Genomic DNA, 18,552 nt, shown 5'->3' on the forward strand with positions numbered 1-18,552 from the left:
CGCCAGATATCCTGCAACTTCAGTGCTCAAACAACGGAACACTGAGCATCAATTGGAACGAGCGGGCATCGGCCATATGGGTAGCGCGATCGGTTACCACATGAGGCATCATACGCGCTTCAATATATAATTTATGTTTTTGGCCCATTGGTAATTCAGTTCCAAGGCCGACCAGATAACCTATAGTAAAGCCCGGCCGGATAAGGATATCCCTTTCATAACCGGAGAAGGTATAATAGCTTTTTATCGACGTTGCCAGGGCAGGAGCGAAGCCTGCTTTCAGATACCAGCGTATAGTCCTGTTCATAAAAACATATCGGCAGGTAAGTGGAAAGGCGAAATAGTTTTCTTCAAAAGAATAAAATCGGCTGCGTGTATCGGTAGGGTCAAGTGGATTGTTGATGGTAATAACCCGATTGCCGTGACTGTGCGTATACAATACCTCCAGGCCCAGCGACAGCCGTTTTCTGGGGGCAAGCGTAAAAAAGCCGCTGATGGCTGTCGTATAGTTTGGCCCATATATACCATTGGGGAGCCAATAGATATTATCGGGTGGGTCACCAAATGTATAATTCCAACTGTTTACGGCAAGCCCCACAGCTAACCCAGTTTCGTAGTGGAATGCTTTTTTGGGGCTTTTTATTGGTTGAGTCGGATCTACACAGTGATTATACGCTCTGATTATACGCTCATAATGAACATTGTCAGGATAAAAGCTTCGGGTATCAAGCTGTCGGGCGAATGCCGGATCGCTACAGGCGGTCAAATTTTTTGTGAGCATCATTAAAGCCAAATTACCCCGCAAGGGTACAAATGACTTATCCGGCAACTGGAGTGCGTGAGTCAGCCGACCTTCTGGGTTGAACAAACTGTATAAACTGACATGACCTTTGAGTTGCTCACGCATAAAATAGGAGTTCATCTGGTCAGCCTCGATCAGATGAACCGACAGTCGATTAACACCAGTTAACTGATAACCGAAGAGTTGGTCAGGGGTGTACTCCTGAATAGAACCGTCTGATTGAGACCGGAATTCAAGTTTCCGGCTGGTACGCTCTTTCAGTTCGCCCCTAAGCGTATCACCTGATGTGAGGATGACATAACCCTGCGTAAAAAATAGCTGCGAATAAGCCCGTTCGGCAAAACAAAAGATTAATAATAAGAGGCTGAGAACTCGGTAACTCTGGAAGTGCACGGAATGATCAGTCAAAAAAGAGTGGTTACTCAAAAATAGACAGATTCCAGGTTTTATTTAGCTTAAGAACAGGCCTAATAGATTATGGTAAGCATGAAATTGGTCTAACCAAAGGTCGCTAGATGATTGTATATCAGACGATTGTGTCCCACAGTAAATAGCCGTTCAGGACGATGATAATTCCAGCTACGATCCAAGAAAGGGTTTTCAGCCAGGCTGGATTGACGAAACGGCCCATCTTCAGCTTATCGCTGGTAAACTGCACCAGCGGCACCACGGCAAAGCTAAGTTGTAGCGACAGAATAACCTGACTGAATACAAGCAGTTCGCTGGTGCCGCGCTCGCCGTACAGAATCGCGATCACGAGAGCCGGAACAATGGCCACCAATCGGGTAATGAGTCGGCGTAGCCAGGGTTGAATCCGCAGGTTGATAAAGCCTTCCATTACAATCTGACCCGCCAGCGTACCCGTCAGTGTGGAGTTCTGGCCAGATGCCAGCAGCGCAACGGCAAACAGAATTCCTGCCATCTTAACCCCCAGTACCGGGTCGAGCAGTCGGTGGGCGTCGGTAATGTCGGCCACCGACTGGTTTCCGGAAAAGTGGAAAGCGGCCGCCGACAGGATAAGAATAGCGGCATTGATGAAGAATGCCAGAAACAGCGAAACCGTTGAATCGATGGTCGAGAACTTAATGGCTGTCTGCCGACCGGCATCGTCACGTTTGAAGTCGCGGGTCTGAACGATGCTCGAATGCAGGTAGAGATTATGCGGCATAACCGTAGCGCCCAGAATCCCGATGGCAATGTACAGCATACCCGGATTGCTGATAATTTCTGCGCTGGGCACCAGCCCCGCCACGACCTCACCTATGGCGGGTCGGGAAACCAGCAGTTCGTAGCCAAAACAACCGATAATCAGAAAGATCAGACTCGCTACGATCCGTTCGATCGTCTGAAACCCTTTATTCTGTAGATAAAGCAGCAGCAGTACGTCCAGCGCCGTGATCAGAATACCAACCGGAAGCGGTAGGCCAAACAGCAGATTCAGCGCAATGGCCGACCCGATGACTTCGGCCAGATCGGTAGCCGCAATGGCAATTTCGGCCAACAGCCACAAGCCAATGGCAACCGGACGACTGAAATGATCGCGGCAGGCCTGTGCCAGATCACGACCCGTAGCAATGCCAAGTTTCAGAGCAAGATGTTGAAGTAAAATTGCAAATAGGTTGGAAATAAGCACTACCGACAGCAGCCGGTATCCAAAACGTGCCCCTCCGGCAATATCGGTAGCCCAGTTGCCAGGGTCCATGTACCCCACCGCAACCATCATGCCGGGGCCAAGGTACGCACGCAGGGTTTTGAAGAAACCAGCTCCTGCCGGCACATGAACGGATCCGTGTACTTCGGCTAGTGAATTGGCCTCATTCGTTTGTCTCCAACCTTTTATAGGTGTATTTGTTGCTTCCATTTACTAATAGCACCGCGGGTGCTGGCTTGAATAACTACGGCGAGTCGGCTTTGTCCCAGCTATAACGAATCAAATATAGGGATTGTTGAAATAAAAATTTAGACTAGTCTAAATTTTTAGAAAGTTTAACATAAAAACTACCTTTGCCCGCAAACGGTTTCCTGTTCTTTTACCGTTTCAATCACAAGGCTGTTGTTTATGCAATCGTTCACTGAAGAAAATTATCTGAAGACGATCTATGCCCTGGCCAACCGCCAGCAGGGGGAGGTAAGCACCAATGCGCTGGCAGAAATGACTTCGACAAAGGCTGCGTCGGTGACGGATATGCTCAGGAAACTGGCTGACAAGCAACTGATCCACTATAAAAAATACCAGGGCGTTCGGCTGACCGACGAGGGCGAACGGCTGGCGTTGCAGATTATCCGGCGTCATCGGCTGTGGGAAGTGTTTCTGGTTGAAAAGTTAGGTTTCGGCTGGGATGCCGTCCACGAAATTGCTGAAGAACTGGAGCACATCCGGTCCGACGAACTGGTGACTCGCCTAGATGCTTTTTTGGGCAATCCGCAGTTCGATCCGCACGGTGATCCGATACCGACGTCGGCGGGCAAGATGCCGACGACCGGTTACCGAAAACTGTCGGAGGTGGTTGTGGGCGAAGCTGTTTGCCTGATGGGGGTACTGGAACATTCGCCCGAATTTCTGCAACACCTCGACCACTCGAACCTAACGCTGGGCTGCCTGGTGACCGTAACGGAAACCAGCGCCTTCGACAAGTCGGTAGTCGTGCGAATCGAAGGGGGGCGAATTGTGTTCGTCAGCAACGAAGTGGCAAAAAATTTATTGGTAGATAGTCGTTAGTCTGTGAGTGAATCGCCCGACGGCTCTGTTTATGAAATTATTAGACTGGTATATTTTAAAGCGATTTCTACAGACCTACATCTTCGTGGTGATGGTCATCGTGCTGGTAGTGGTCATGATCGACTACACCGAGAAAGTAGACAACTTCCACAAGACCAATGCGCCGGGCAGCGAAATTTTGTGGGACTATTACCTCAATTTCATACCCTACTGGGCCAATTACATCAGTCCGCTGATGGTCTTCATCGCCACGGTCTTCCTGACGTCGCGCCTGGCCGCCCGTACCGAAATCATTGCGATCCTGAGCAGCGGAGTTAGCTTCATCCGGCTTCTGTTTCCGTACGTACTGGGGGCTTCGGTATTGGCCGTGGCTACGTATTTTATGGTCAACTACCTGATTCCGAAGGCCAATAAAGTCAGGATCGCCTTTGAAATAAAGTACATCAACGACGTATATACGTTTTCCAAGCGCAACAACCACATCAAGATAGCCCCCCAGACCTACGCTTATCTGGAAAGCTATTCGAACGCGAGCAATACAGGCTATAAGTTTACTCTGGAGCGTGTGAAAGGGAACAAGCTCGAAGAAAAACTTTCGGCCGACCGAATCGAGTGGGACGCCAAGAAAAAGAAGTGGGCCGTATACGATTACAAAATCCGGACGATCGACAGCCTGCGCGAATCACTGACCTCCGGCACCCGCATCGACACGACTCTAAACCTGAAACCCGATGATTTCGACTCCGACTTCAACCTGTTCGAGACCCTGACCCGGCCAGAACTGAACCGACACATCGCCCTGCTGCAAAGCCGGGGTTCAGATGGGGTAGAAACCTACCTGCTCGAAAAATACAGCCGCGATACCCGCCCCTTTGCTATCATCATCCTGACGGTCATCGGTGTAATCATGTCGGCCCGCAAGAGCCGTCGGGGCGTGGGTTGGCAGGTGGCGCTGGGCTTTATCCTGGCGTTTACGTACCTGTTGTTTTTTATGCTGGCCAAAGGCATTGCTGAATCAGGTAACTTAAATCCGATTGTGGCAGTCTGGTTACCAAACGCTATTTTTGCAGCCATCGGCGTGTTGCTGTATAACACGATACCGAGGTAATAGCTTAATGAATAATGAACAATGTATAATGAATAATGGCTAGCCGTCTGTTTTATTCATTTTACATTGTTCATTATTCATTGATCACATCATGATAAACAAGCCTTCGCTTACGGATTACCTTCAGCTCCATTTCATTGTTCTGATCTGGGGGTTTACGGCTATTCTGGGCAAACTGCTCCAGCCGCTCGACTCCTCGGCGGTGGTGCTGTTCCGGACGTTTCTGGCCGTGCTGGGTATGGGAGCTGTGCTGATATATCGCAAACAGAGCCTTCGCGTGCCAGCGGCCGATCGCTGGCGACTGCTGGCAACGGGGGCTGTTATCGCCCTGCACTGGGTGCTGTTTTTTCTGGCTGCCCGCCTTGCCAACGTGTCAGTTTGTCTGGCTGGTATGGCCACTAGTTCGCTCTGGGCGAGTGTGCTGGAGCCTCTGGTGCTGCGCCGGCGGGTACGTCTGATCGAAGTGCTCCTGGGGGCGGTCGTGCTGCTGGGGCTGTATGTGATTTTTCAGTTCGAGTTCGATAAAGTGGTCGGCTTGTTGGTGGCCGTGTTTTCAGCCATGCTTTCTTCTCTGTTTACCATCATCAACAGTCGGTTCACGCATCGGTACGATGCACTGGTCATCTCATTTTACGAGATGGGCGGGGCTGTGCTGGGCGCATTTGCCCTCTGGATCGGCGTGCAGGCTGTCGATTCGCCGGCGGGCAATGTACCCGTTCAGTATGTGCCCGAAACACCCTGGCAATGGCTCTGGCTGCTGATTCTGGCGCTTGTCTGCACCGTATATGCGTATTCGGTGGGGGTGCGGCTGCTGCGTAAATTTACGCCCTACATGGCCGTGCTGACGGTCAACCTGGAGCCGGTATATGGCATTCTGCTGGCGGTACTGATCTTCGGCGATGCCGAACGTATGACGTCTGGTTTCTATATTGGCACCCTGATTATTCTGGCCGCCGTGCTCGCTTATCCATTTCTAAACAACCGGTTTACCAAGACACAGGCTCGCCTGCCTGCCTCGACGTAACCGTCTTATACGAAGTATGTCTATAGTTGTATCGCGTGTTATTACGGTGCTGTTGGTCATCTTTGCCATCGTGATACTTTTACCTCTCATCGTCCTGGCGACGTATAACCATCCCTCTCCCACGGATGATTATTGTTTTGCCAACACAGTGCTGCACTACGGTTTCTGGGAAGCCCAGCAGCTGTATTACGACGGCTGGACGGGTCGGTACTTTCATAATTTCATCGTACATACCAACCCGGTGGTAATCGGGTGGTTCGGCGGCTATAAGATCTATCCGATCCTGTTGCTGGCGTTACTGGTCGGCGGTTGCTACGCGCTGGCTAGTCAGTGGCTAAATCGGGTGTTTGGTGCCACCACGAAACTAGCGGTCGGACTGGGTCTTTTCATTGGCTTTATCACAACCCTGACCGGTATACCAGAATACCTGTATTGGTACACGGGCCTGGCCAGCTACGGCCTTTCCAGCACGTTGTTTTTGTTTTTGCTGGCTACGCTGCTTGCCCACCAACGACGTGGGTTCGGCTTGCTGCCGGGCTATATTCTGGCGGAGAGCCTGCTGGTATCGGCCATTATCGGATCGAGCGAAATGACGATGGTGCTGGTTGCATCGGTACTGGGCCTCATTGCCCTGGGCGAGCTGATCCAGCGCCGTCGGCTATCGGTCACGGTGCTGATTTTACTAGGCGTAGCGGCTGTGTCCTGCTATTTCCTGATGAAAGCACCTGGCAATGCCATTCGAATGGGTGGTAACCCCAACAGCAGCAATATTCCGCTGACGCTGGGTTCGTCATTAAAGTTTGCGGCCAAATACGTACCCCGCCAGGTGCTGCTGACCCCCTGGATACCCCTGTCGTTACTTTACCTGCCCGTGGCCTGGAAGCTCGTCGGGTCGCGCAATCGATTGTCCGATCTGCCCGCTTACCTGCGCCTGCATCCGGTGTTGGGCCTGCTGCATGGTGCCGCCACGGTGCTGGCCCTGATTTCTCTGCACTTTTATGGAGTCGGTATTCCACCGATTCCGCGGCTGATCAACCTCGTCAATCTGGCTTTCTGGCTAAGCTGGCTGTATAACCTGACGCTCTTGGTCGTGGCATTCCGTCATCGGTTCCGTCCCGAGCGGCTGCAACCCTACCTGGCTCCGCTGATGCTGGTCGCTGTGGTCTGGGCCATAGGGATTGCCTCCGTCGGGACGTTGCTGCCTGTGGTGTATGGCGACTGGCTGAGTGGCCGCGCTGCACAATATAATCAGGCTATGGAAGAGCGATACGCGCAACTGACTCTGGGCAAGCCCGAGAGTCAGCTGCCGCCCCTGCCCGCGTACCCGGCATCCTTGTTTCTGGAAGACATCCACGCCGACCCGAAACACCTTTGGAATCGCTGCCTGGCGGAGTATTTTCATAAAAAAACGATCACCCTGAAAGACAAACCGAGTCCGTCGGCGCAGTAATCCTATGAACGTCGCTTATACTCCTTCGAAGGTAATCGGTCGGATAAACAGCCTGGCGCTCGTACTGATCGCCATTCCGGTACTGTGCTTTGGCGTGTTGCTGTCGGTTTATGTGGTGGATGTGCCGTGGATGGATGATGTCGATGCGTTTCTAAGCTTTATTCTGGGTTATATCGACGCGCCGACTGTCGGGAAAAAAATCGACTGGTTGCTTCAGCCCAACAACGAGCACCGTATTCTGACCGGAAAACTGATCACCGTTTTTCTGTACAAACTGACTGGAACCGTCAATTTTCGGTGGCTGATTTTTGCCGCCTTTCTTTTTCTGCTGGCCGTACCCGTCATTTTTTATCGGGTCTTTCGCTCGATGAATCTGCCCATGGTAGCGTTTGTTCCCGTCCCCTTTCTGTTGCTCCAGCCGCAGTATTACCTGACCACCACCTGGGCCATTACCAGTCTGCAGCACCAGGTTGTGGTCGGTTTGATCGTCGTTACGATTTATCTGCTCGCCAATGGAGGCCGGAATCGGTTTGTGGGGGGGCTTGGGTTGCAGATACTAGCGTCGTTTTCGATGAGCAACGGGCTGTTTGGCTGGGTGGCTGGCGCGGTCGTGCTGGCTACGCAGCGCCACTGGCTACGGCTGGGTGTCTGGCTGCTGGTGGGGGTCGTGACCATCTGGGGATATTTTCACGATTTTCAGAATGCGCAGGGCAACGACAGCAGCATTACGTTTTTTCTAAAATATCCTTACCTGGTATTCCTGGGCTTTTTTACCTTCACGGGCGGGCTTTTCGACTTTTTTCCGAACGCACCGATCCTATGGCGGAGCCTGCTGCCCACCCTGGCGGGTTTCGTGCTGATTCCGGCCATGCTCTGGCTGTTGTGGCAGATGAACGAATCGATCCTGCGTCGACGTGGGGGAATCGGCACCCAGCGATCAGGTGAACAGAACGCCCTTCAGAAACGACGGTATTTCTTTACCGGCTGTTACGCCTTTCTGATGGTCAATGCCGTTGTCGTCGCCGTGTTGCGCCCACGCTTTGGTTATGAGGTCATGCTGATCAGCAATTATATGATTTACGCGGCCATGCTGGTGTCGCTGCTGTACCTCAACGTACTGAGTGAACAGTACAAAAATCGGCCGTTCGTTGACCGGTGGGTGCCAATCGGCGCAGTCGTGGGGCTGGTGGTCTGGGGTATCTGGTACGGCCTCCGCCTACCAAAAATCGCGTTCCGTAAAGAGCAACTGCTGACCAACGCCTTCAATCAGAAGCACAACGAAACGGGGCTGGGCCCCAGTTGGGGGTCGGCTTTTGTCGACTTGGCCGGTCGAAGCCTGGGTGAATCGGTCCGTCGCGGCATTTACCGGTACCCCAACTCGTATTATACGCCTTACGAAGCCACACTGCTGGGACCGGCGCATGCGATGCCCACCGATTCGACGCTGGATCTGCACGTCGATGGGGGCGGTTACAGCTACCAGGCCGCAACGGGTTATGAGGCTCTGCCAGAACCGGTCGGTCAGTCGGCGGTGGTGGTTCAATCGACGCAGCGAACGTACCTGTTTCCCTCGTCGGTAGGATTTTCGATGGCTAATTTTTACCTGAATCGCCCGGTAAAAACCTTGCAGGCCGAAATTATTATTCCGATGCTTCCACCGGGAGCCTACCGGGTAGGGGTGCTGATTCCCGCTGAAAATCGGCGAAATTCCATTCGCTTCAGTCGGCAAATGATTACCGTTCCTTAAGAATAGCCCGGCGAAACTGGCCCCAACGTCAAAAAAGATTACTTTTGCCAATTCGGCCACCGACCCAACCATGACTACCTTGTCAAATCCACAAATTTCTATAATTGCTCCTCTATTTAACGAAACCGAGTCTTTCCCGAGTTTGATTGCCCGGTTGAATGCGGTTATGGAATCGTTGCCCCTGACGATTGAAGTAGTACTCATCGACGACGGTAGCCGCGATAACACAGCGCTACTGATGCAGCAACTGGCCCTGACCGACAGCCGCTACCAGTGCGTTTTTCTGTCACGTAATTACGGTCACCAGATCGCCCTGACGGCTGGAATTGCAACGGCTAACGCCACCGAAGCGCTGTTTATCATCGATGGCGATTTACAGGACCCCCCCGAATTGCTGACCGACTTTTATCAGAAATACCAGGAAGGTTACGACGTCGTTTACGCCATCCGGAAAAAACGCAAGGAAAACTGGTTCAAACGGATCGCCTACTCAACATTTTACCGATTCATGCGGTCGATTTCCTACATCGATCTGCCGCTCGACAGTGGCGATTTCTCGCTCATCAGTCGACGGGTTGCCGATGTTCTGAACCAGATGCCCGAGGAAAGCCGGTTCATTCGGGGAATGCGCAGCTGGATTGGTTTCCGGCAAATTGGGGTCGAATACGAGCGGGATGCCCGGTTGGCGGGTGAGTCGAAGTATTCGTTTAAGATGCTGCAGCGACTGGCTTACAACGGTATTTTCAATTTCAGCGAATATCCGGTCAAGGTGATCACCCGGATGGGAGTCATCACCATTGCAATTGCGGGCATTTATTTGATTCAAACCCTCATCAAACGATTTGTCTATCATGACGTACCCGAAGGGTTTACGGCTCTTTTGTTTGCCATAGTGCTCTTCAGTGGGGTTCAGTTAATTGCGCTGGGCCTTATCGGGGAATATGTACTTCGCATCTTTTTTCAGGCAAAAGGCCGCCCACTCTACATTGTTCGCGAGCTGATCCGGCATCAGCAGCGGCAACCACTGGCGGCTCCGAAAGAAACCAGCGTCTGATTATCAGCCCATAAGCTTCGTCAACTAAATTATCGCTCATCCGACTTCCAACGTTCTTATCGTGCTGAATTCCGATCCAACAGCTTATCCCGATCGCATCCATATTGTCATACCGTTATTTAACGATTGGCAGGCGCTTGGGTTATTGCTGGAACGAATTCGGCTGGTTTGTGAGCCCGCGCTGGTGCAGCGAATGGCTTTTCTGATCGTAGACGATTGTTCGGTGATGAACTACGACACCTTACCGACGGGCATTGGTGAGTCGATATCGATTCTGCACCTGTTCCGGAATGTAGGCCACCAGAAAGCCATCGCCCTGGGTTTGTCATACCTGGCGTCGTTGCCGGAGCAGTACCCCGCCATTGTGATGGATTCGGATGGCGAAGACCGGCCGGAAGATATTCCGAAACTGCTTGAAACAGGCGTTGAACAACCCGGCCGGGTGGTGTTTGCGCACCGGTCCAAGCGGCACGAAAGCCTGGTATTTCGGGTGTTTTACGAAGTGTACAAAGCGATATTCCGGCTTCTGACGGGCAAGGTCATTACATTCGGGAATTTTAGTTTTGTTCCGGCCGACCGACTCCGAAAACTGGCTCACGTTTCTGAAATCTGGAACAACTACCCGGGGGGCGTCATTCGGTCCCGGCTGCCGTACGCGGCTGTCCCGCTGGAGCGAGGGCGTCGGTTGGCGGGCGAGTCTAAGATGAACTTCGTTTCACTGGTCATGCACGGACTGAGTGCCGTATCGGTGCTGATCGATACAACGGCGGTTCGGCTTGTCCTGTTCTGTATCATGATGGTGGCGGTGTCTTTATTCGGCATTGGCCTGACCGTGGCCGTTCGGTTGTTGACCGATGCGGCCATACCTGGTTGGGCTACCTACCTGGTGTTTTCGTTTCTGATTGTTATTCTACAGGCTTTTCTAATTTCATTACTGCTGGTATTCATTGTGTTATCGTATCGAACGCAACCTCAATTTATTCCGGCGCGTCAGTTTCGGGATTTCGTTGAGAACGTCGAACGGGTATATTAAAAAGAGTTGACAGTTGCTGATTAATAGTAGTCAGTACGTTTGCTACTAACCACTATCGACTCACAACTAGCCACTAGTTACGGAGGGATGCTTTTTAATTCACTACAGTTTCTACTGTTTTTTATTGTCGTTACGCTCAGCTACTTCAGCCTGAAGTGGCAGGGGCGGTGGATGCTGTTGCTGGTAGCCAGTTGCTACTTCTACATGGTTTTCCAGCCCGCCTACATCCTGATCTTATTCCTCACCATCGTTATCGACTACATTGCCGGTATCTGGATTGAGCAGTCAGCGGGCAAATCCCGGCGGTGGCTGCTGATTCTGTCGCTGGTTTCGAACCTCGGGATTCTCGCTTTTTTTAAATACCTGGGTTTTTTTACGGAAAACGTGGCAGCCCTGTTCGATGCGTTTCACCTGCCGCACTTGGCCGATCTGGTTACCCATCAAACAAACCGGGTGTTTGTGAAGGTGCTGCACCTCTTCGGCCAGAGTGGGATTTCGTCCTATAAAGACAATATGTCGATTTTGCCCATCGGTCTCTCGTTTCATACGTTCCAGGCGATGAGTTATACCATCGAGGTATACCGGGGCAATCAGAAAGCGGAACGGCACTTTGGGATTTATGCACTCTATGTCATGTTCTATCCGCAGTTGGTGGCGGGACCCATCGAGCGGCCGCAGAATGTACTGTGGCAGTTTCACGACTATTTCAAATACGACAAAGAGAACGTAAAGGCGGGTCTGATGCAGATGGCGTTCGGGCTTTTTAAAAAGCTGGTCATCGCCGACCGGCTGGCGATGCTCGTCGATCATGCTTATGGCAATCCATCGGCGCATAACGGCCTGACGTTACTGGCGGCTACGTTCTTCTATACCTTCCAGATTTACTGCGATTTCTCGGGCTATTCCGATATCGCGATCGGAGCGGCCCGGGTCATGGGCTTTACGCTCATGGAAAACTTCCGGACGCCCTATATTGCCCAATCGATCTCGGAGTTCTGGCGACGCTGGCATATCTCGCTCTCGACCTGGTTTCGGGATTATCTCTACATTCCGCTCGGTGGCAACCGAAAGGGTGAAGTCCGGCAGTACCTGAACATGCTGATCGTGTTTCTGGCCAGCGGGCTCTGGCACGGCCCGAACTGGACGTACGTCATCTGGGGCGGTCTGAACGGTCTTTATCAGATTCTGGCTGTGGTGCGGGACAAAGCACTGGCGAGAATGGGCTTTTCCCGGACGCCACCCGGTGCCATTACCTCGCCCGCCAACGAGCAGGAAAGCCGTCGGTCGCCCGTACGAGCGGTGGTGAATACGCTCATTACCTTCGTGCTGATCATGCTAACGTGGGTATTCTTCCGCGCCCGCAGCCTGAGTGATGCCTTCCTAATCCTCAAACGCATTGGCACCTTGTCGTTTAGCGACACCATCGATAGCCCGATGAACGCGACTGAAATGGGTCTCAGCGTTTTTCTGATTGTATTTCTATTGCTGAAAGAGCAGTTTCTGTTCACCATTCCCACCCGCAGCACGTTACGTTTCGCGGTGCTGTTCGTCCTGATTACGTTTGTAACGTATCTGTTCGGGGTGTTCTCCTCCAATCAGTTCATTTATTTCCAGTTCTAATTCGGTATCTTTGGTCTAACCAATTGCTGAAGTCATGGAGACCTTGTCAGCCCTCATTCCTCCCGTCGAAACCAACTCCTCAATGCCGATATCGTTCCGGATTCAGCAGATCAGAAACCCGGACGATTTTTACGCTTTTTGTCAGGAGAACCCTGACTACAAGTTCGAGCGCGAATCGGACGGACGCATTATCGTTATGCCTAATACAGGAGGAAAAACTGGTCGCAAAAACTCAGAGCTCACCACGGATGTGACGCTCTGGAACCGCCAGACTAAATTGGGTGAAGTCTTCGACTCATCGACGGCGTTTAATTTGCCTGATGGCAGTACCCGTTCGCCGGATGTATCCTGGATTAGTCAGGAGCGATGGGATGCGCTTACGGAACGTGAACAGGAACAGTTCCCGCCGATCTGCCCCGATTTCGTGATCGAATTGCTTTCCGTGACTGATTCGCTGAAAGCCGCTAAAAGCAAAATGACCGACGTCTGGATTGCGAATGGCTGTCGGCTGGCGTGGCTCATCGATCCTAAATCACAGACGACCCATATCTTCCGGACAAATGGCGAAATTCAGATCGTCGGCTTCGACCACCCGCTATCCGGTGAAGACGTCCTGCCCGGTTTCGAGTTGACTCTTTAAGCGCTTACAATAGTAGGCCAGAAGTTGTGCGCCGATTACAAACGTCAATTACGGATGTCTTCTGAGTCAAGTGGCTTATTTTCAAGCTTTTATGAAAAAGGCGTTTGTCATCCTGACGAAGGAAGGATCTTAAGGGCTCCTAACCAAATCATTTAGCAACGTTATGATCCTTCGTCAGGATGACAAACGTCGACCATTATTCACGTTAATGCTAGAATAACAAAAAGTCAGGCCGACCGAAAGCTTTCGGTCGGCCTGACTTTTTGTTAACATACTTTGCTGATCATAACAGGCTTGCATCGGCCAGTAAAACTCAGAAAATTACTTCTTCGCACTGGCAATCAGATCGTTTGCCATTTTTACATAATCTCCATTTTTAGCAGCCGTGGCCAGCTCTACTGTTTTCTGCGCACTGGCTATTGCGTTCTGCTTGTCTTTCAGCTTTAATTCAATCCTGGCTTTCAGCAACATGATCCAGAAAGCGTTCGGATTCTGCTCAACGGCCTTGTTGACCCAGGTCAGGGCTTGCGACAAATCCCGATTGGTGTCATAATAGTAACTGGCGGCTTCGAAATAGGCAGGCTTCTCAGAAGCCATCGAGGCCTTGATGTTGCTGGTGATAACCTGATCGATGTCGACGGTGATCGGCACGGGAACGCGTGTGTTATCCCACATAATTTCCAGGGTGGCCGAACTGGGCAGAATATCGGCAATGTTGATGGTGAAGGTTTCTACTTTGTTGGATAAAGTAGTTGGTTTTACCTCGACCCGTGCCACTTCATTCGCTGGCTTATAATCAGCAACATTTGCTCCCAGGTTCAGATCTTTGGACAGCATTACCTCCCACTTGCTCTTGCCGGGAATCGTAAATAAACCGTACGTTCCGGCTTTCACTTCCTTTCCGCCCATTTTCACGTCACTGGAGAACGTAATTTTGGTCGTTGCATTGGCACCCGTACGCCATATTTGGCCGAACGGAACCAGATCGCCAAAGATCGCTCGTCCTTTTACGGCTGGTCTTGAATACTCAAGAGTAATCTCGCCTAATCCAAAACTTTGTTTGGTTGTTTGAGATGGACTGGCAGCTGGAATTTTTAATTGCGCGGTAGCGATGGAGAAGCTGAATACGGTCAGCAGAAGGGTTGCTGAACTAAACAAAAATCGATTACTCTTCATGGGATGTAAAATACAGACTATTTTTAGTTTGTCTGCAAGTTACGCATTCAGCTCCTGTTGAAGAAAAATAACCGTAGTCGATGGAGTATTGAGCCGTTGTCATTTCGCCAGTACAAACTTCAGTACCTCACCGTTCATGCAATAGCGCAGGCCAGTCGGATCGGGGCCGTCGTTGAATACGTGGCCCAGGTGCGCATCACAGACCGAACAACGGACTTCGGTGCGGTTGCCATCCGGTTCGGTGTAGAGCGCATTCGGAACGATTGGTGCGTAGAAGCTGGGCCAACCCGTGTGCGAATCGAACTTGGTTCGGGAAGAAAACAACGGATTATGGCAGCATACGCAGGCGTACGTACCTGCGCCATGCTCATGTGTCAGCTCACTGCTGCCGGGCCACTCGGTGCCTAGTTCGCGGGTGATGTTGTATTGAGACCGGGTCAGGATTTCCCGCCATTCGGCATCTGTTTTCTCAACCCGTCGGTTGTTGGGCGACGTAACCCCGGGTGGTCGGCGGTGGGGAGGACGCGGCTTGCTGAGGTACGTGCCGTAGAACCCCAGGGCACCCACGACGAGTACGGCAATGAGCAGGAACAGATGAATCGGTTTCAGGCGCATAAACGGCTACTGAACCAGAACACGAATTCTGCGGGCCAGGTTCGTATGAATTTACCGGCCAATGGCTACTTTCCGTAGAATGGAATCGATGACTTGTAGCGTCGTTACACCGTCGGCTTCGGCTTCGTAATTGAGCATAACCCGATGGTTGAAGACGTCCGGAGCCACTTCTTTGATGTCTTCGGGCAGAACGTAGTCGCGCCGGTCGAAGTAAGCGAGGGCTTTGGCGGCCAGATTCAGGTGGATACTGGCGCGGGGCGAGACGCCAAACTGAATATAGCGGGCTTCGTCGCGCAGGCTATATTCCAGCGGTCGGCGGGTGGCAAAGACCAGCTCGATAATATACCGTTCCAGGGTTTCGGAGATGGAAATGCCGTTGATTTCATTGCGAATGGCGACCAGATCTTCTTTCCCCAAAACCGGGCGTACTTCGTAGTCGAAATTCATGTTCGACATTCGACGCATCACTTCCAGCTCATCCTCTTTGCTCAGGTAATCGACGAATACCTTCATCATGAACCGGTCGACCTGCGCTTCAGGCAGCGGATACGTTCCTTCCTGCTCGACGGGGTTCTGGGTGGCCAGCACCAGAAACGGCTGATCGAGCACAAACGTTTCTTCGCCGATGGTCACCTGCTTTTCCTGCATGGCTTCGAGCAGGGCCGACTGCACCTTAGCAGGCGAGCGGTTGACCTCATCGGCCAGAATCAGGTTGGCAAAAATAGGCCCTTGTTTGACTTCGAAATCGGCTGTTTTCTGGTTGAAAATCATCGTTCCGATCAGGTCGGCGGGCAACAGATCGGGCGTAAACTGAATCCGTTGGAAATCCAGCTCCAGCACCTTGGCCAGGGTGTTGATCGTCAGGGTTTTGGCCAGACCCGGTACGCCCTCCAGCAAAATATGCCCGCCCGTAAACAACCCGATGAGCAGGCGATTGAGCAAGCGATCCTGGCCGACCACAACCTGGCTCATCTCGCTGAAGACCTCGCGGATTTTTGTATGGTTAGCGAATGTAGTGGTCGATTGCATAACTGTATCACGAACTTCCGTCCGTAGTGCATTAAAATGTGGCCCGGATGCTCCGGTCTTTGCCGTGAATGTCTTTATAAACCTGGATGTTCCGGAAACCCCGGTCGGCAAAAACCTGTTGAGTAGCCGCTCCGAACCGTTCATTAATCTCAACGTAACAGGCCCCATCTTTCGTCAGATGGCGGACGCAGAAATCGGCGACCGCTTTGTAAAAAACCAGCGGATCGCTGTCTTCGACGAATAGGGCCAGGTCGGGTTCGTAATCCAGCACATTCTGGTCCATGTCGGCGGCCTCCGACCGGGTTACGTAAGGGGGGTTGCTCACCACACAATCGAAACGCTGGCCAAAATCGGCCGGAACGTTCAGAATATCCTGGATGCTAAACAGCACGTCGGCGTTGAGATTCATTGCGTTCCGCTGAGCCAGAGCGAGGGCCTGGTCCGATACATCCCAGCCCGTTACGACCGATTGGGGCAAAAACCTGGCCAGAGTAATGGCTATGCAGCCGCTGCCGGTGCCAATGTCTACGATCGGAACATCATCGGTCCGGTCGGCGAAATCGTGCATGATCAGCCGGACCAGGTCTTCGGTTTCGGGCCGTGGAATCAGCACATCGGGGGAGACTTCGAACTCCAGCCCGCAGAAAATCGTCGTACCGATCACGTGCTGAATGGGTTCCTTGCGATTTAGCCGTTCCAGGATTTTAAACCAGTCGGGCTCGGTGCGGTTGGGGGGCAGGGGTTTATCGGTCAGTACGTCGGTTTTACGTAACCCAAAGTAATGGTCCAGCAGCATAAACGCCATTTCCCGGGCTTCTTCGGGCGGATAGGCGGTAATGTTTTTACTCAGTCGATCGTAAAGAGGTTTGGCAGTGGCCATGTGGTTTAGTCGAGTAATTTTGCCAAAAATAGGGAAGTTTGCGGTTTAATGCTTCCGCGAATATCGATCTACGACTATGAATCCATTCATGCTTCGCGCTCTTGAACTGGCTACCCTGGGCCGGGGGCACGTCAGTCCAAACCCAATGGTTGGGTGCGTGATTGTATACGGCGACAAACCCCGCATCATTGGCGAGGGCTGGCATCAGCGCTACGGCGACTGGCATGCCGAAGTAAATGCCATCCGATCGGTTCGACCCGAGGATGCGCACCTGTTGTCCGAAGCGACGGTATATGTAACGCTGGAGCCCTGCTCGCACTGGGGAAAAACGCCACCCTGCGCCGATTTACTCATTGAGAACCGGGTCAAAAGCGTCATTTGCTGTAACGACGATCCGAATCCGCTCGTGGCCGGACAGGGGTTTTCGAAGTTGCGGGCGGCTGGTATTGCGGTCGAAACGGGGGTGATGGAGTCGGAAGGGCGCGCCTTAAATGCGCGCTTTTTCACCTTCTTCGAACAAAAACGGCCTTATATCATCTTGAAATGGGCCGAAACGACCGACGGCTTCATGGCGCACGAAGGTGGGCGGCCCGTCAGGATCAGTGGTGATCTGGCGAACCGGCTCGTGCATCGCTGGCGAAGCGAAGAAGACGCAATTATGGTGGGTACCAACACGGCCCGGAATGATAACCCACGCCTGGACACGCGTCTGTGGCCGGGCAAGAATCCGACGCGGATCGTGCTGGACCGGACCCTGTCGCTTCCATCGAATCTACACCTGTTCGATGGCGCTCAGCCGACGATCGTGTATCACCAGAACCCGAATGAGCCGCCATTGGAGCAGCCAAATCTGACGTATTCAGCTACGGCATCACTCCCGGATCTGGTTGCGAATCTGCACCAACGAAAGATTCAATCGGTGCTCGTCGAGGGCGGAGCGGCTTTGCTGAATTCGTTCATCGACGAGGGCCTGTGGGACGAGATGCGGGTATTTCGTAGCCCAATGCTGCTGGGGCAGGGCGTGAAAGCGCCCCGTGTCCGGGGTGGGTTGCTGAGCCGGGAGTTGGTCGGAGCAGATGAACTGACGGTATACAAAAAATAGCCCCAGACAATCGTCTGGGGCTAATGACAAAGGGAGCCTGATGCTGTTACTGCTGGGCAACCGGTGCAGCATTTGCGCCGATATCTCCGCTGGCCACGAGCGTCGCACCAGCCATAATTTTGACGTTGGCGCTGTAGGCGTTCAGCTTATCGTAGAACCCCGCTTCGCTGATCGTAAAATATTTGTTGGTAGCGAATTCGCCCGTGGTCCCGCTCACCGAATCGAGGGGCTTCAGAACGGTTGCCGAGCTTTCGGAAAGCTTGCCCTGGTAGACCGACGAGGTGTAAGAAGTACCTGAAGCTGTGTTATACAGGCCGATCTGGACCAGCGTCGTCGACGTATTGTATTTGTAAAAGACCACACGTCCGCTGATCGTGGTGCCGCCGGCCGCCGACAGTGTATAAGCTTTGTAGGTAGAGACCGTACCGCCACCGGGAGCTACATTGGTTAGCGGCTCATACTCTTTCTGTTCACAGGATGTCGATAAAACCACCAGAGAGAGAAGGAGGCCCAGCAGAGGCCGGTACGTTAGTTTATTGAAAATACGTTTCAT

At 52.3% G+C, this 18,552-nt stretch carries 17 protein-coding genes; 10 read left to right on the forward strand and 7 right to left on the reverse strand.

The window, feature by feature from the left end; genetic code table 11:
- Positions 1–19 precede the first annotated feature (19 nt).
- A complete protein-coding gene (locus tag ACYVC2_RS20795) occupies positions 20–1,210 on the reverse strand; it encodes a hypothetical protein (RefSeq protein ID WP_461105301.1) in 1,191 nt (396 codons plus the stop codon).
- A 118-nt stretch (positions 1,211–1,328) separates the two neighbouring features.
- A complete protein-coding gene (locus tag ACYVC2_RS20800) occupies positions 1,329–2,663 on the reverse strand; it encodes an Nramp family divalent metal transporter (RefSeq protein ID WP_461105303.1) in 1,335 nt (444 codons plus the stop codon).
- A gap of 198 nt (positions 2,664–2,861) precedes the next feature.
- Between ACYVC2_RS20800 and ACYVC2_RS20805 the strand changes: the two genes are divergently transcribed.
- The 9 genes from ACYVC2_RS20805 to ACYVC2_RS20845 all read left to right on the forward strand — a co-directional run bounded on the left by ACYVC2_RS20805 (position 2,862) and on the right by ACYVC2_RS20845 (position 13,197).
- Positions 2,862–3,521, forward strand: coding sequence for a metal-dependent transcriptional regulator (locus ACYVC2_RS20805; RefSeq protein WP_461105305.1), 660 nt, complete (start codon positions 2,862–2,864; stop codon positions 3,519–3,521).
- 31 nt (positions 3,522–3,552) lie between these two features.
- Complete coding sequence (locus ACYVC2_RS20810) at positions 3,553–4,629, forward strand: LptF/LptG family permease (protein WP_461105307.1); 1,077 nt, start codon at positions 3,553–3,555, stop codon at positions 4,627–4,629.
- Between the two features lie 91 nt (positions 4,630–4,720).
- Positions 4,721–5,653 carry a DMT family transporter gene (locus ACYVC2_RS20815; protein ID WP_461105309.1) on the forward strand — a complete coding sequence of 311 codons (933 nt, stop codon included), beginning with the start codon at positions 4,721–4,723 and terminating at the stop codon, positions 5,651–5,653.
- Positions 5,654–5,669: 16 nt separating this feature from the next.
- Positions 5,670–7,103 (forward strand): DUF6056 family protein, encoded by a 1,434-nt coding sequence (locus ACYVC2_RS20820; RefSeq protein ID WP_461105311.1) that lies wholly within the window; start codon positions 5,670–5,672, stop codon positions 7,101–7,103.
- Positions 7,104–7,107: 4 nt separating this feature from the next.
- On the forward strand, positions 7,108–8,850 hold the full coding sequence (locus tag ACYVC2_RS20825; protein ID WP_461105313.1) for a hypothetical protein: 1,743 nt from the start codon (positions 7,108–7,110) through the stop codon (positions 8,848–8,850).
- A gap of 70 nt (positions 8,851–8,920) precedes the next feature.
- Positions 8,921–9,904: a glycosyltransferase family 2 protein gene (locus tag ACYVC2_RS20830; protein ID WP_461105315.1), complete on the forward strand. Its 984-nt coding sequence runs from the start codon at positions 8,921–8,923 to the stop codon at positions 9,902–9,904.
- 61 nt (positions 9,905–9,965) lie between these two features.
- A complete protein-coding gene (locus ACYVC2_RS20835; protein ID WP_461105317.1) occupies positions 9,966–10,937 on the forward strand; it encodes a glycosyltransferase in 972 nt (323 codons plus the stop codon).
- A gap of 87 nt (positions 10,938–11,024) precedes the next feature.
- Positions 11,025–12,557, forward strand: a complete 1,533-nt coding sequence (locus ACYVC2_RS20840; RefSeq protein WP_461105319.1) for an MBOAT family O-acyltransferase — start codon at positions 11,025–11,027, stop codon at positions 12,555–12,557.
- Between the two features lie 34 nt (positions 12,558–12,591).
- Complete coding sequence (locus ACYVC2_RS20845; RefSeq protein WP_461105321.1) at positions 12,592–13,197, forward strand: Uma2 family endonuclease; 606 nt, start codon at positions 12,592–12,594, stop codon at positions 13,195–13,197.
- 321 nt (positions 13,198–13,518) lie between these two features.
- Here ACYVC2_RS20845 and ACYVC2_RS20850 read toward each other — a convergent pair whose 3' ends face one another.
- The 4 genes from ACYVC2_RS20850 to prmC all read right to left on the reverse strand — a co-directional run bounded on the left by ACYVC2_RS20850 (position 13,519) and on the right by prmC (position 16,897).
- Positions 13,519–14,373 (reverse strand): DUF2911 domain-containing protein, encoded by an 855-nt coding sequence (locus tag ACYVC2_RS20850; protein ID WP_461105323.1) that lies wholly within the window; start codon positions 14,371–14,373, stop codon positions 13,519–13,521.
- Positions 14,374–14,472: 99 nt separating this feature from the next.
- Complete coding sequence (msrB, locus tag ACYVC2_RS20855) at positions 14,473–14,988, reverse strand: peptide-methionine (R)-S-oxide reductase MsrB (RefSeq protein WP_461105325.1); 516 nt, start codon at positions 14,986–14,988, stop codon at positions 14,473–14,475.
- Positions 14,989–15,039: 51 nt separating this feature from the next.
- Positions 15,040–16,017: an AAA family ATPase gene (locus ACYVC2_RS20860; protein WP_461105327.1), complete on the reverse strand. Its 978-nt coding sequence runs from the start codon at positions 16,015–16,017 to the stop codon at positions 15,040–15,042.
- 31 nt (positions 16,018–16,048) lie between these two features.
- Complete coding sequence (gene prmC / locus ACYVC2_RS20865) at positions 16,049–16,897, reverse strand: peptide chain release factor N(5)-glutamine methyltransferase (protein ID WP_461105328.1); 849 nt, start codon at positions 16,895–16,897, stop codon at positions 16,049–16,051.
- A 76-nt stretch (positions 16,898–16,973) separates the two neighbouring features.
- Here prmC and ribD point away from each other — a divergent pair, with 76 nt between their 5' ends.
- A complete protein-coding gene (gene ribD, locus ACYVC2_RS20870; RefSeq protein ID WP_461105330.1) occupies positions 16,974–17,999 on the forward strand; it encodes a bifunctional diaminohydroxyphosphoribosylaminopyrimidine deaminase/5-amino-6-(5-phosphoribosylamino)uracil reductase RibD in 1,026 nt (341 codons plus the stop codon).
- A 46-nt stretch (positions 18,000–18,045) separates the two neighbouring features.
- Here the strand turns inward: ribD and ACYVC2_RS20875 are convergent, their stop codons facing one another.
- Positions 18,046–18,552: a hypothetical protein gene (locus tag ACYVC2_RS20875; protein ID WP_461105332.1), complete on the reverse strand. Its 507-nt coding sequence runs from the start codon at positions 18,550–18,552 to the stop codon at positions 18,046–18,048.

The organism is Spirosoma koreense (assembly GCF_054777875.1).

Excerpts from the sequence above, each read along its gene's own strand:
- ACYVC2_RS20800 (WP_461105303.1), bottom strand. The coding sequence starts at position 2,663 with ATGGAAGCAACAAATACACCTATAAAAGGTTGGAGACAAACGAATGAG.
- ACYVC2_RS20805 (WP_461105305.1), top strand. The coding sequence starts at position 2,862 with ATGCAATCGTTCACTGAAGAAAATTATCTGAAGACGATCTATGCCCTG.
- ACYVC2_RS20810 (WP_461105307.1), top strand. The coding sequence starts at position 3,553 with ATGAAATTATTAGACTGGTATATTTTAAAGCGATTTCTACAGACCTAC.
- ACYVC2_RS20815 (WP_461105309.1), top strand. The coding sequence starts at position 4,721 with ATGATAAACAAGCCTTCGCTTACGGATTACCTTCAGCTCCATTTCATT.
- ACYVC2_RS20820 (WP_461105311.1), top strand. The coding sequence starts at position 5,670 with ATGTCTATAGTTGTATCGCGTGTTATTACGGTGCTGTTGGTCATCTTT.
- ACYVC2_RS20825 (WP_461105313.1), top strand. The coding sequence starts at position 7,108 with ATGAACGTCGCTTATACTCCTTCGAAGGTAATCGGTCGGATAAACAGC.
- ACYVC2_RS20830 (WP_461105315.1), top strand. The coding sequence starts at position 8,921 with ATGACTACCTTGTCAAATCCACAAATTTCTATAATTGCTCCTCTATTT.
- ACYVC2_RS20840 (WP_461105319.1), top strand. The coding sequence starts at position 11,025 with ATGCTTTTTAATTCACTACAGTTTCTACTGTTTTTTATTGTCGTTACG.
- ACYVC2_RS20845 (WP_461105321.1), top strand. The coding sequence starts at position 12,592 with ATGGAGACCTTGTCAGCCCTCATTCCTCCCGTCGAAACCAACTCCTCA.
- ACYVC2_RS20850 (WP_461105323.1), bottom strand. The coding sequence starts at position 14,373 with ATGAAGAGTAATCGATTTTTGTTTAGTTCAGCAACCCTTCTGCTGACC.
- msrB (WP_461105325.1), bottom strand. The coding sequence starts at position 14,988 with ATGCGCCTGAAACCGATTCATCTGTTCCTGCTCATTGCCGTACTCGTC.
- ACYVC2_RS20860 (WP_461105327.1), bottom strand. The coding sequence starts at position 16,017 with ATGCAATCGACCACTACATTCGCTAACCATACAAAAATCCGCGAGGTC.
- prmC (WP_461105328.1), bottom strand. The coding sequence starts at position 16,897 with ATGGCCACTGCCAAACCTCTTTACGATCGACTGAGTAAAAACATTACC.
- ribD (WP_461105330.1), top strand. The coding sequence starts at position 16,974 with ATGAATCCATTCATGCTTCGCGCTCTTGAACTGGCTACCCTGGGCCGG.
- ACYVC2_RS20875 (WP_461105332.1), bottom strand. The coding sequence starts at position 18,552 with ATGAAACGTATTTTCAATAAACTAACGTACCGGCCTCTGCTGGGCCTC.